The sequence below is a fragment of the Rhodococcus sp. BH5 genome, from assembly GCF_027583855.1.
GTDB classification, from domain to species: Bacteria; Actinomycetota; Actinomycetes; order Mycobacteriales; family Mycobacteriaceae; genus Rhodococcus_F; species Rhodococcus_F qingshengii.
The window spans coordinates 680,269-692,634 of sequence record NZ_JAJHVW010000001.1 but is presented as its reverse complement, the minus strand read 5'-3'; the positions used below and the strand labels follow the sequence as shown (position 1 = coordinate 692,634).

Here is a 12,366-nt window from a genome sequence, read left to right as displayed (position 1 = left end):
CATCGACGAAAGGTAATGACGTGTCTGGCACCGATGGATTGCTCTTCAACCCCCATACTTACGACCCCGCTCAGTTCGATCCGGAGACCCGCCGTTTGCTGCGAGCCACCATCGAATGGTTCGAGAGCCGCGGTAAGAAGCAACTGCTTCAGGACGACCTCGACGCCGTGTGGGTCTCCGACTTTCTCGAATTCGTCGGCAAGGAGAAGTTGTTCGCGACGTTCCAGACTCCGGCGGCATTCGCCGACGGTGACGAGAACCGTCGTTGGGACGGTGCCCGCAACGCGGCCTTGAGTGAGATCTTCGGTTTTTACGGACTCGCTTACTGGTACGCCTGGCAGGTCACGATCCTCGGACTCGGACCGATCTGGATGAGTGACAACGACGCTGCGAAGAAGCGTGCAGCGCAGGAACTTGCCGACGGTGGTGTCATGGCGTTCGGGCTGTCCGAGCGCGACCACGGCGCCGACGTGTACTCCACCGACATGCTCCTCACTCCCACCGACGGCGACGTCGCCTTCCGCGCGAGCGGCGAGAAGTACTACATCGGAAACGGCAACGTAGCCGGAATGGTGTCTGTGTTCGGGCGTCGTACCGACGTCGAGGGCCCCGAAGGCTACGTGTTCTTTGTCGCCGACAGTGCACATCCGAACTATCAGCTCGTGGACAACGTCCTGCGCGGGCAGATGTATGTCAGCAATTTCCGCCTCGACGATTACCCGGTGCGCGAGGAAGACATTCTGCACACCGGCGTCGCCGCATTCGAGGCCGCGCTCAACACGGTCAACGTCGGAAAGTTCAACCTCTGCACCGGCTCCATCGGCATCACCGAGCATGCGTTCTTCGAGGCAATCACTCACGCGCAGAATCGAATTCTGTACGGCAATCCCGTCACGGATTTCGCCCACGTTCGCGCCGCCTTCGTCGACGCGTACTCACGTCTGATCGCGATGAAGCAGTTCAGTGCGCGGGCGGTCGACTACTTCCGCAGCGCCAGCCTCGAGGACCGTCGCTACCTGCTGTTCAATCCCATGACCAAGGCCAAGGTCACCTCCGAAGGTGAGAAGGTGGTCGGGTTGCTGCACGATGTGATCGCAGCCAAGGGATACGAGAAGTCCACGTACTTCCGCGAGGCAGCGCAGATGATCGGCACGCTGCCCAAGCTCGAGGGCACCGTCCACGTCAACGTCGGCCTGATTCTCAAGTTCTTGCCGAACTATCTGTTCAACTCGGCGCAGTTCCCGGAGATCGTCACGCGCGACGACGCCGCCGACGACGAGTTCTTCTGGAACCAGGGGCCTACCCGCGGCGCTGCGAAGATTCAGTTCCACGAGTGGAAGCCCGTCTACGAGAAGCACTCTTCGATTCCGAACGTCGCCCGTTTTTACGAGCAGGCGATCGCGCTCACCGAATTGCTCACTGCTGCAGCGCCGGACGCGCAGCAGCAGAAGGACCTCGATTTCATGCTCAACGTCGGGCACCTGTTCTCTCTCGTCGTCTACGGTCATCTGATTCTCGAACAGGCCGAGATCAGCGGGCTCGACGCCGACGTTGTCGATCAGATCTTCGACTTCCAGATTCGTGACTTCTCGGGATACGCGATCGCGCTGCACGGAAAGCCGTCGTCGACACCCGAGCAGCAGAAATGGGCCCTGGCCGCGGTGCGGAAGCCTGTTGTCGACAGTGAACGCTTCGACCGGGTGTGGCAGCAGGTCAAGGCGTACGACGGTGCATACGAGATGCGCGCATGACCGCGCCGGTTACGCGCGAGCAGTTGATGGCCGTCGTGGAGGGATCCCCGAAAGCCGTCGGCGCGCATGACCGCTCGACCTGGGTGGCCCTGTTTGCCGGCGACGGACAGGTCAACGACCCTGTAGGTTCACGTCCGCACAACGGTCAGGCGGCGATCGAGAGTTTCTACGACACGTTCATCGCCCCCAATTCGATCACCTTCCATGTCGAGCGCGACATCGTGTGCGGCCGGACGGTGTGGCGCGATCTGAGCCTCGCTACCGAGATGTCGACCGGAGTCGTTCTCGACGTTCCGATGCACTTGCGCTACGACTTGGTGGGGGAGCCCGATTCCTTGCGGATCGGAACCCTCTATGCGCATTGGGAATTGGCGACGATGTTGAGCCAGCTCGCGACTGCTGGTGTGGCGGGGGTGAAGGCGGCCGCGAAGTTGACGCCGCAGTTGCTCTCGAACCAGGGGATCGGCGGGGCGCTCGGGTTCTCGCGCGGCATCTTCGGCGTCGGAGACAAAGGCAAGAAGGCAGCGTCGCGGTTCCTCGATGCGGCCGCTGTCGGCCGAACGCCGCCGGTACCCGTCGAGCTTCCGGCGGGGACGCAGTTGTCCAACGCTGATGTCAACGCTCTGCTCACCGGCGTGACGAAGAGCAAGATGCTGGTTGCCGGTCGCACCGTGACGGCGAGCGTCATCGTGTGCGGGGAACCGGCCATCGCATTATTCGGCTTCGAGGCGAGCGGTCATCGACTCAATCGGGTGCGTTTCTTCACCGAGAGCTGACATAGAGCCCTCCACATGCAGGTCAGGCTCGGCGCGCCACTCCGGCGCGCCGAGCCTTCGCTTTTCTGAGAATTGTCAGATCGCCCCGAGATCCGCAGACAGCCAGTGCTGCGGATTCATGTAGATCGCTACCTGTTCGCCCAACTGCGATCGCGCGAATTCGAGATACCCGTCGACCTTGTCCGGAGCCAGGTAACGCCGCGAGACTTCGACCAGCATCTCGTCGGTGCCCGGAACGATCTTGTCGACGGATCCGCTGACGCTGACGTAACGGATTGTCGGATCGAGCCTTTCGGCCATCAACGAGAAATGCCCGGCCGACTCGATGAGTCGTGCCTTTCGCGAATCCTTGCCCGTGAGGATCCATGGTTTGCCACCGGGTGAGTACAGGTACCAGATCGGGACGGTCAACGGACCGCGCTCGGTGCCGTCCGCCACGGACAGCGCCCCGATGTGGGGTTCGGCCAGGAACTGTTCACGCTCATTTTCGGAGAGTGCCATTCCTCGAGATTACCGCGACGTTTGACATGGCGTTGTGACTCCGTACACAATCGATGTGCTCATTATGAACAGGCGTTCGCAATGCGAACACGTTTCGATCCGAACTACTGGATCCCAACCGGTCGCGAACGCCCACAAGCAGTGAATGTCGAGGATTGATGACCGCACCGCATACGCAGTCGAGTTCAACCACCGGTTCGCCTGGGGCGCGTGCCGCAATGTGGGTAGCACCGTTGTGTTGGATCGCAGTGCTTCTGGACGGATTCGACCTGGTCGTACTCGGCGCGGTCATTCCTTCGCTTCTCGACTACGACGCGTGGGGTTTGAGTACCGGCACGATCACGATGATCTCGACCTTCGGGCTCATCGGCATGACCATCGGCGCCCTCGTCATCGGCACTCTCACCGACGTCATCGGTCGACGCCGCGCGCTGCTGTACGCCGTTGCCGCATTCTCGATTCTGACTCTGTTGTGCGCAATTGCGCCCAATCCGTTCATCTTCGGGCTGCTGCGCTTCCTTGCCGGTGTGGGGCTGGGTGGCGCCCTACCGACGGCATTGGCTCTGGTCAACGAATTCTCGAAGAAACAAGGCGGTGGATCTGCGTCGACCATGCTGATGACCGGCTACCACGTCGGCGCCGTTGCCACCGCAGCGCTGGCGCTCGTCGTGATCGAACCTTTCGGTTGGCGAGCGATGTTCGTTGTCGGCGCACTTCCTGCCGTCGCCCTGATTCCACTCATGTTGCGGTATCTGCCGGAATCCCCGTCGTACCTTCTCGCTCACGGAAAGCGTGCCGAAGCCGAGGAAATCGCTGCCCGTTACGGAGTCGAACTCGAGATTGCGCCCACGTCCGAAGTTGAGCGCGCCGAAGCCGCCAATCCCGTTCGCGCACTGTTCTCTTCGAAGTTCCTGCGCAACAGCATCGCCATCTGGATCACCAGTTTCATGGGCTTGCTGCTCGTCTACGGATTGAACACATGGCTTCCGACGATCATGCGTGAGGCCGGTTACAACCTCGGGGCGTCGTTGACGTTCCTTCTGATCCTCAATGCCGGCGCCGTCGTCGGGCTGTTGATCGCCGGGGGCGTCGCGAACAAGATCGGCCCGCGGACTGCAGCCATCGTGTGGTTCGCCGGAGCTGCACTGTTCCTGGCGCTTCTGAGTGTGAAGGTGTCGTTCGGAATCTACGTGATGGTCTTCCTCGCCGGATGCTTCGTGTTCAGTGCGCAGGTACTGGTCTACGCCTTCACGAGCGCCAATCACCCACCTCAGATTCGCGCGACCGCGCTCGGATGGTCGGCAGGTGTCGGCCGGGTCGGTGCGATCTGTGGCCCGATCCTGGGCGGAGTCCTCCTGGGTGCGGGTTACGCCGTGCCGTGGGGCTTCTACGCTTTCGCGCTCGTCGGACTGCTCGGAGCAATTTCGATCTCCTGCACACGGGTGCGCATCTGAAATACCAGTTTCGCTGGTTGGCGTGCTACTGCTATCGTAAAACATGAGTATGAAGAGTAGCGCTATCGTCGCGCCGCAGGAACCGCTACCGATGCCATCGTCTCGATCCGGTTTGTGGTGGGGCTTGCTCGGTGTGCTGGCGTTCTCGTTCACCGTTCCGCTCGCGCGGGTCGCCGTCGCGGATCTCGACCCCCTGTTCGTCGGTGCGGGCCGCGCCGTCGTTGCCGGGGCCCTTGCGATTGTGATGCTGTCGGTTACTCGCGCGACGCTTCCGACGCTTCGGCAGTGGTTGCGCATCGCACTCGTGACTGTTGGTGCGGTACTGGGGTTTTCACTGTTCACCACGTTTGCGTTGCAGACATCGCCGGCGAGTCACGCGGCAGTCGTGATCGGGCTACTTCCCGCTGCGACCGCGGTATTTGCGGTCGTCCGAGGAAAAGAGCGTCCCAGTAAGGGATTCTGGTGGGCAAGCGCCGCCGGCGCGGTATCGGTCGTAGGGTTCGTGGCGATTGCAAACGGCGGACTCGGCTCGTTTCATCTCGCTGATCTTCTTCTGTTCGCCGCGGTGGTGTGTGCAGCGCTGGCATATTCGGAAGGTGCGTTGCTGGCCCGCGAGATCGGGTCGTGGCAGACGATTGCCTGGGCGTTGATTCTCGGACTGCCGGTCACGATTGCGTTGACGGTGGCGTCCATGGCCCAGGCTCCGGTCTCTGCCGATGTGAATTCGTGGCTTTCGTTTGCCTACCTGGGATGCGTGAGTATGTTTCTCGGGTTCTTTCCTTGGTACCGGGGTCTGGCGATCGGTCCCATTTCCACTGTGAGCCAAACACAGTTGGTTCAACCGGTGCTCAGCATTGCCTGGTCGGCGCTGATACTCGGTGAGACGTTGTCACCCTCGATCGTGGCCGGCGGTGTCGTCGTCATCGGGTGTGCCTGGCTTGCCCTGAAGGCGCGAGTGGCAGCGCCGCGTGCTGTGCCGGCACGCGACGCGACCACTGCTACTGATGAATCAGAAAAGCGGGCCGCCACCGAAGGCACTGCGGTGTGACGCCGGTTGTTTCCCGTTGGCGTCGGTGATTCCGTACTCGACGGCCGTCTCGGCGGTGATCAGTGTGTGACCGCTGCGCGCGTTCACTTCTGGATCGTTGGCCAATGCAGTGATGACTTGGCCGACGAATTCCGGGGTTTCGGCCTCGGCCAGTGAGAAGCCTTCGAAGCTCTCGATCCCACTCGCCTCCATCCGCTCGTTGCGGATCAACCCGAGCCAGAAGGAAAGTGCGGTGACGCCGGTCCCCTTCAATTCGACAGCCATGTCCGCGGCCATCTTGTCCAAACCTGCCTTCGACATCCCGTACAGCACAGAGTGCAGGTACCCGCGGGTGCCGAACGACGAGATGTTGCCGATCACTCCACTGCCCCGGGGAACCATCAACTTCGCCGCTTCCACCGAAGCAACGTAGTGGGCGCGCAGTCCGATTCCGATCAGCGAATCCCAATCGTCGATCGGCCTCTTCCAGAACGGATCGGCGAAGCCTGCATAACCCGCCGGGTTTGCCCAGACGTTGTTGACCAGAAGATCGAGGCGGCCTGACTGTTCCTCGGCGATGCGTGCAAACAGGTCGACGATCTGTTGATCGTCGGCGTGATCGCACTGCACGGCAATGCCGTGACCACCGCGCTCGGTGATCTCGGCTGCGGTGCGATCGAGTGGGCCGTCGTCGCCGACGGTTCCTCGGGCCGTCACGTACACCGTCCATCCGTCGCTTCCCAGCGCGAGGGCAATGCCCTTGCCGACGCTCCGGCTGGCACCGGTTACGAGCGCAACTTTTCCGTTCGTCGTCATCGCGGCCCACCCAACGAACCCTCGGCGATGTCAGCGTCCGGGGAAAGGGGAGTGGTGATCGACCACGTCTCCGTGAAATGGCATTGACTCATTTTCCACATACCGTCCTCGATCACGTACTTGTCGTCGTATTCGCCGGTCATCAACTTCTCGGTGCGCCCGACGGTGTCGATCTGGCGGAACTGCAGAGCCCATCGCCCCACCGCCGACGTCTCCGAGGTCAGTGTGATGTCGGGATGCAATCCGTGATGCATGTCGAGGACCGCGTACCGGCCGTCGACCTTGCGAAGAGCGATCTTCTCGAAGATGTCCGCCATCGGCCCCGCGTCGTCGAAGGCGCCGAGGCGGCCGTAGTCGATCGACGCTCCGGAACGGATGAAGCTGTTGCGGAACCCAACTGGATCCTTGGCATCACATGCTCGCCAGTAGCCGTGCTTGAGCTTCTTGATTTCCTCGATCTGTTCGAGCGCGTCGAGGCGTTGTGCGAGATCCAACGTCGGTCCTTTTCGTCTGGGTTTCCCGGAGACATGTCGGATCGACTGTAGGGTGTCCTCAGTCACATGTGTGTAGTTTTTCCCAGTGACCGGTCAGGAATCGGTGTCGGTTTCGCTCGAGGATTCGTCGCCGGTGAGCGTGATCGCAGTCGAGTCGCTGAAGACGCTGCCCCAGAGCTCGCCGAGGGCTGGATCTTCTTCGGCGTGTTCGGGCGCCATCATTGCGAGCAGACTGTTGATCAGCATCCCGTTCGCGATGAACAAACGCGCTTGCTCGGGTGTGCAACCGGTGCGCTCGCGCAGCAAGGTGTAGATGCCGGACATGGCGTTCCGGGAGACGGCGGCGACATCATCGGTGCTGGTGGCGAAGCCGTGCAACATGACAAGCAGTAGATCTCGGTCGAGAACCAGCTCGCCGTAGGCGGATCCGAGTTCGGCCCAGAACTGCGGATTGCTCGGATCGATCGTGACCGTATCCAATTTGTCGTTGAAGGTGCGGACGATTTCGTCGAGCGCGCGCGTGAACACTGCGTGGAACAAATCTGCCTTGGTTCCGAACATGCGCACGACGTAGGGCTGCGAGACACCGGCTTCCTTGGCGACGGCGTCCGTACTGGTCCCCGAGTATCCACCCTTTGCGAATGCTCGCGTTGCCGCGGCAAGGACCAACGCGCGACGTTCCGGTGCGCTCATCCTGCGGGTACGTGGTTCAGCTGCACCGATCGACATGTTGACACGTTATCACCGGATAGCTTAGTTTCGACCTAAGTAATCATTCGATGCCTTAAGGCACCTTCACTCGAGGAATCACGATGACCGTTTTGACGAAGTCCGGATCGGACGCCGCATCCGGGTCGGAAAGCAGTGGAGGACGTAAGGTTCCGATCGCGATAGCGATGGTTGCTGCCTCTCTGCCCATGTTCATGGCCACCCTCGACAACCTCGTGATGACGAGCGCGCTGCCGGTGATCGAGAAGGAGCTGAATGCGTCCGTCGGGCAACTTCAGTGGTTCATGAATGCGTACACGCTCTGCTTTGCGACGCTGATGCTTTCGGCGACGACGCTCGGCGATCGGTGGGGGCGCCGCAAGATGTTCGTATTCGGGATCGGGCTGTTCACGGCGGCGTCGATTGCTTCGGCGTTGTCGACGACACCAAGCCTGCTGATCGCGGCCCGAGCTTTTCAGGGCGCCGGCGCTGCCGCGATCATGCCGCTCTCACTCACTCTCCTCGTGGCAGCGGTACCGGAAGCCAAGCGTGCCATGGCAATCGGCGTGTGGGGTGGCGTCTCCGGCCTGGGGATCGCGATGGGTCCCGTGGTCGGTGGAGCGGTAGTCGACGGGTTCTCGTGGCAGGGGATCTTCTGGATCAACGTGCCGGTTGCGATCGTCGCTGTTCCTCTCGCGATGTATGCGTTGCGTGAATCGACCGGTCGCACACAACCTCTCGACCTTCCCGGTGTCGCACTCGCCGGACTCGGTGTGTTCCTGGCGGTGTGGGGGATCGTTCACGGCAACGACGACGGCTGGGGATCGCTTGGAGTAGTTGCGTCGTTGGTCGGTTCCGCAGTCGCGTTGGCACTGTTCGTTTTTCGCGAGATGAAGACCTCGCATCCGGTCATGCCCCTACGTCTGTTCCGCTCACGCAGCTTCTCGATGGCGAACGTCATCGGCTTGACCTTCTCGATCGGAATTTTCGGGGCGGTGTTCCTGCTCTCGCAGTACCTCCAGATCGTGATGGGCTACAGCCCGTTCCAAGCAGGCTTGCGGACGCTTCCGTGGACGGCAGCGCCGATGATCTTCGCGCCTCTCGCCGGTTTTCTGGCGCCGAAGGTCGGGCTCCGTTCGCTTCTGCTGACCGGTCTGTTGCTCCAGGCCGGAGCATTGTTCTGGTTGGCAGCGTTGATCGGTCCCGACGTGACGTACGGGTCGCTGGTTCCGGCTCTACTGATGGCGGGAATCGGCATGGGCTTGACCTTCGCGCCGAGCTCGACGGCGGTACTCGTCGACATGGACGAGCCTGATCACGGAACGGCCAGTTCGACCAACTCGACGCTTCGTGAGATCGGTGTTGCACTGGGAATCGCGGTTCTCACTGCGGTCTTCCTTGCCGCCGGCGGTGCCCTCACGCCACTCGGGTACGGAGATGCGCTGACACCTGCACTGCGCGTCGGCGGTTGCTTCGTGTTGGTGGCCGTGGTCGCGGCGTGGTTCGTGCCCTCGCATCGCAAGGCCTGAGCACTGCTGTGCGCCTTTATTAACCGCCGGGGGTTAATAAAGGCGCACAGCAGTTACGAAGTCGGGTCCCCCGGGAACGCTGAGGTGGCCGGAGCGGTTCCCAGCGCGGACCGCCATCCGGCGCCGCGGATTGCCGCATCGGTCAGGCCGTCGATTCCGAACGTGCGGAGTTGGTCGGTGTCGACCTGTTCGACGAATGCCCTGTAGGTCACGGCGGTGTCGGATTCGATCTGTGCTGCCAGTTGTGCCGCGGTAACGGCGTCCGTCACCGGAAACGGGATCTCGTAAGCTGCCGCGGCTGTCGGCGGGGTCACGCCCGCGTCGGTCGACAGGGCAACCAGCGCATCACGTCGTGCGCGGTGCGCTGCTGTGTGCGTGGCAACCTCGTTGACACGGGCAGGATTCGAAAACGCGGCAACCACTCCGTAAGCGAAGATCGCGGCATTCTCTGATTCGATTGCGGTCAGCAAGGCAGAACTCTCGGATCGACGGGTGTGCGAAGTGATCACGGAAGCAACACCGCAACCTGAGTCGAGCACGACGCGCTGATCGAACCGAGCAGGCCCGCGCGATAGCCGGACATCGTCCGAGCGAGATCCGCGGCACTGCGCGCCGAATCGGCCAGCGAGGTACTCAAGGTTTCGACGCCCGTAGGAGCGTTTGCGACCGAGGTCGACGGGGGCGCTGTGGTCGTAGCGGCGCCGCTGCCCGCTGCTCGCGCAATCTCGGCGTCGAGTTCGAGTGCATGCGCTGTGCGTTCGGCGCTGATCGTGGTCAGTGATGCCGACTTGTCCGGTGCGAGTGCGATGGCGGCGGTTGCGGCTGCCGCGTCGGAGCGGGCTCGATCGGCCTGGGCCGTCAGCTGGTCGACTTCTGCAGCCGCCTCCGCTGTGCCGTTGTCGGTGCAGGCGGACAACGAGAAGGCAGCAGCGCCCAACGCTGCTGTTCCCGTCATCTTGAGCGCACTCCGCCGGGAGAGTGGGGTAGTAGTCATGGGCGTCAGCACCAGTCCATCGTGCCAGGTGGTCGGCCGATCGTTCGAATCCGCGGCACGTGTTCAAGTGTGACGTGCGTCGGGAACTCTGGTCACGGAGACGCGCAATGAGCGGTACTCTTGGATGCTTGCAGCATGTGGCACCTGGTGTCTTTTCATGCTCGCAGCCGCCCACGTCGACAGTCGACACAAGTCGGACAATCGACGACAACTGAAATGAGGAGTTCGCGAGATGCCGGTGCCATCCAGGGAGAGGGTGATCGAGCTGATCTCCGAACTCGTGCACGCCCAGGGTTACGACGTCGAAGACGTTGTCGTGACCAGTGCGGGCAAGCACAGCGCGGTGCGCATCATGGTCGACAGCGATGCCGGGATCGAGCTCGATGCCGCCGCGGAGATCAGCAGACTCGTTTCGGAACTTTTCGACACCCTCGAGGAAATCGGTGAAACGCCGTACACCCTCGAGGTGACCTCTCCGGGAATCGATCGCCCACTGACGCTCGATCGTCACTGGCGTCGGGCTCGCGGACGTAAAGCGCGAATCGATCTGGCCGGCGAGACCGTGGTGGGCCGTATCGGAACGTTGAACGACGATTCCGTGGCAGTTGTCATCGGTGGCCGTGGCGGACTGACCGTGCGAGAGATTGCACTGGGCGCCGTTCAGAAGGCTGTAGTTCAGGTGGAGTTCTCGAAGCCCAGTGAGGCGGAGTTGGAACTCGCGGGCGGCATCCCGGAGGGGCGCGCAGTTCCTTCGGATGCGGTTGACCTCACCGAGGACTCGGGCGTGGACAGTGTCGAAGACGACGAAGCAGAATTAGAAGACGTAGAAAACGAAGAAGGGTTCGACAAGTGAATATCGACATTGCAGCGTTGCGAGCGATCGAAGCCGAAAAAGGTGTCTCGATCGAAACTGTGATCGCCACGATCCAGACCGCGCTGCTGACGGCGTACCGCCACACCGAGGGGCACAAGCAGAACGCTCGGATCGATGTCAACATCAAGACCGGTTCGGTGCGAGTGATGGCGCACGACACCGATGCCGACGGCAACATGATCGGTGAGGAGTGGGATGACACTCCCGAGGGATTCGGACGCATCGCGGCGACCACCGCACGCCAGGTCATCCTGCAGCGTCTGCGCGACGCCGAGCACGAGCGCAGTTTCGGTGAGTTCTCCACCCATGAGGGTGAAATCGTCGGCGGTGTCATTCAGCGTGACACGCGTGCGAATTCCCGCGGAATGGTCGTCGTCCGAATCGGTAGCGAATCCAATGGCGCCGAAGGATTGTTGCCGCCTGCAGAACAGGTTCCCGGCGAGAACTACGAGCACGGTGAGCGCATCAAGTGCTACGTCGTCGGGGTTGCTCGCGGAGCCCGCGGCCCACAGATCACCCTCTCGCGGACCCACCCGAACCTGGTTCGCAAGTTGTTCGCACTCGAGGTTCCAGAGATCGCGGACGGGAGCGTCGAGATCATCAACGTCGCGCGCGAAGCGGGACATCGTTCCAAGATCGCCGTTGCCTCACGTGTGCAGGGGCTCAACGCAAAGGGTGCATGCATCGGCCCGATGGGTCAGCGCGTCCGCAACGTCATGAGCGAACTCGCGGGGGAGAAGATCGACATCATCGACTTCGACGAAGATCCCGCGACGTTTGTGGGCAACGCACTTTCCCCGTCGAAAGTGGTCTCCGTCACTGTCGTCGATCCCGAGGCTCGTGCGGCCCGTGTCATCGTGCCCGATTTCCAGCTTTCGTTGGCCATCGGAAAAGAGGGTCAAAATGCCCGCCTGGCTGCGCGGTTGACGGGTTGGCGTATCGACATTCGGAGCGATGCGGCACCCGTTGGCGACGCGTCCGACCGGCCCGCCACGTCCAACGGATAACGGTGGAATGCAGTGATCGAGACGGTTCGGCGGTAGAGTGGACAATGGTTCGACGTGAGTCCTCGGATTCGGCGCGCGTGAAACCCGGTTCGCCGGTCAGAACGTGTGTGGGATGCAGGGAACAAGGGTCGGCTGTCGATCTGTTGAGGGTCGTGGTTGGTGAGCAGGGGCCGGAGGGTTCCCCGCTCGTCCCCGACGTATCGCGAAGACTCCCCGGTCGAGGTGCATGGCTGCACCTGGATCCGAGTTGTCTGAGCCTGGCAGAGCGGCGCCGAGCATTCAGCAGAGCACTGCGAGTGTCCGGAAATCTGGACACGTCCGCTGTCGACCAGCTGGTCGACGCAGTTCACACAAAAGCAGTACCTCTCGAGAAGAACAGGCACAAGCACTCATGAGCACACCGTGAAGCACCAACGATGAACGTCCATCGGCGAT

At 62.0% G+C, this 12,366-nt stretch carries 14 protein-coding genes; 8 read left to right on the top strand and 6 right to left on the bottom strand.

What is annotated here, in order from left to right; translation table 11 throughout:
- The first annotated feature begins 20 nt into the window (after window positions 1-20).
- Together RhoBH5_RS03095 and RhoBH5_RS03090 are read left to right on the top strand one after the other, a co-directional pair.
- Window positions 21-1,751 carry an acyl-CoA dehydrogenase family protein gene (locus tag RhoBH5_RS03095; RefSeq protein WP_007735018.1) on the top strand — a complete coding sequence of 577 codons (1,731 nt, stop codon included), beginning with the start codon at window positions 21-23 and terminating at the stop codon, window positions 1,749-1,751.
- Entirely contained in the window at window positions 1,748-2,527 is a 780-nt protein-coding gene (locus RhoBH5_RS03090) for a nuclear transport factor 2 family protein (protein WP_030535621.1), read from the top strand. The genes RhoBH5_RS03095 and RhoBH5_RS03090 overlap by 4 nt, the downstream gene beginning before the upstream one ends.
- A 75-nt stretch (window positions 2,528-2,602) precedes the next feature.
- Here the strand turns inward: RhoBH5_RS03090 and RhoBH5_RS03085 are convergent, their stop codons facing one another.
- Window positions 2,603-3,028, bottom strand: coding sequence for a pyridoxamine 5'-phosphate oxidase family protein (locus RhoBH5_RS03085; protein ID WP_003942732.1), 426 nt, complete (start codon window positions 3,026-3,028; stop codon window positions 2,603-2,605).
- A gap of 158 nt (window positions 3,029-3,186) precedes the next feature.
- Here RhoBH5_RS03085 and RhoBH5_RS03080 point away from each other — a divergent pair, with 158 nt between their 5' ends.
- Window positions 3,187-4,482, top strand: a complete 1,296-nt coding sequence (locus RhoBH5_RS03080) for an MFS transporter (protein ID WP_065352923.1) — start codon at window positions 3,187-3,189, stop codon at window positions 4,480-4,482.
- A 91-nt stretch (window positions 4,483-4,573) separates the two neighbouring features.
- On the top strand, window positions 4,574-5,530 hold the full coding sequence (locus RhoBH5_RS03075; RefSeq protein ID WP_270008061.1) for a DMT family transporter: 957 nt from the start codon (window positions 4,574-4,576) through the stop codon (window positions 5,528-5,530).
- On the opposite strand, the gene RhoBH5_RS03070 is transcribed toward RhoBH5_RS03075, so the two are convergent.
- From RhoBH5_RS03070 to RhoBH5_RS03060, 3 genes are all read right to left on the bottom strand, one after another.
- A complete protein-coding gene (locus tag RhoBH5_RS03070; protein ID WP_003942723.1) occupies window positions 5,492-6,325 on the bottom strand; it encodes an SDR family NAD(P)-dependent oxidoreductase in 834 nt (277 codons plus the stop codon). The genes RhoBH5_RS03075 and RhoBH5_RS03070 overlap by 39 nt on opposite strands.
- Window positions 6,322-6,819 carry a nuclear transport factor 2 family protein gene (locus RhoBH5_RS03065; protein WP_007735030.1) on the bottom strand — a complete coding sequence of 166 codons (498 nt, stop codon included), beginning with the start codon at window positions 6,817-6,819 and terminating at the stop codon, window positions 6,322-6,324. Before RhoBH5_RS03065 ends, RhoBH5_RS03070 begins: the two co-directional genes overlap by 4 nt.
- Window positions 6,820-6,912: 93 nt before the next feature.
- Entirely contained in the window at window positions 6,913-7,548 is a 636-nt protein-coding gene (locus RhoBH5_RS03060; RefSeq protein ID WP_218748390.1) for a TetR/AcrR family transcriptional regulator, read from the bottom strand.
- An 83-nt stretch (window positions 7,549-7,631) separates the two neighbouring features.
- Between RhoBH5_RS03060 and RhoBH5_RS03055 the strand changes: the two genes are divergently transcribed.
- A complete protein-coding gene (locus RhoBH5_RS03055) occupies window positions 7,632-9,056 on the top strand; it encodes an MFS transporter (protein WP_116056834.1) in 1,425 nt (474 codons plus the stop codon).
- Between the two features lie 53 nt (window positions 9,057-9,109).
- Here the strand turns inward: RhoBH5_RS03055 and RhoBH5_RS03050 are convergent, their stop codons facing one another.
- Complete coding sequence (locus RhoBH5_RS03050) at window positions 9,110-9,565, bottom strand: ferritin-like domain-containing protein (RefSeq protein ID WP_003942700.1); 456 nt, start codon at window positions 9,563-9,565, stop codon at window positions 9,110-9,112.
- Window positions 9,562-10,011 carry a hypothetical protein gene (locus RhoBH5_RS03045; RefSeq protein WP_042450877.1) on the bottom strand — a complete coding sequence of 150 codons (450 nt, stop codon included), beginning with the start codon at window positions 10,009-10,011 and terminating at the stop codon, window positions 9,562-9,564. Before RhoBH5_RS03045 ends, RhoBH5_RS03050 begins: the two co-directional genes overlap by 4 nt.
- Before the next feature lie 271 nt (window positions 10,012-10,282).
- Here RhoBH5_RS03045 and rimP point away from each other — a divergent pair, with 271 nt between their 5' ends.
- The 3 genes from rimP to RhoBH5_RS03030 are packed head-to-tail and all read left to right on the top strand — an operon-like array spanning window position 10,283 to window position 12,326.
- The gene (rimP, locus tag RhoBH5_RS03040) at window positions 10,283-10,903 is read left to right on the top strand and encodes a ribosome maturation factor RimP (RefSeq protein ID WP_270007935.1); all 621 of its coding nucleotides are present in this window, start codon (window positions 10,283-10,285) and stop codon (window positions 10,901-10,903) included.
- On the top strand, window positions 10,900-11,931 hold the full coding sequence (gene nusA / locus RhoBH5_RS03035) for a transcription termination factor NusA (protein ID WP_003942738.1): 1,032 nt from the start codon (window positions 10,900-10,902) through the stop codon (window positions 11,929-11,931). Before rimP ends, nusA begins: the two co-directional genes overlap by 4 nt.
- A gap of 44 nt (window positions 11,932-11,975) precedes the next feature.
- A complete protein-coding gene (locus RhoBH5_RS03030; protein WP_019748063.1) occupies window positions 11,976-12,326 on the top strand; it encodes a YlxR family protein in 351 nt (116 codons plus the stop codon).
- The last annotated feature ends 40 nt before the right edge of the window (window positions 12,327-12,366 follow it).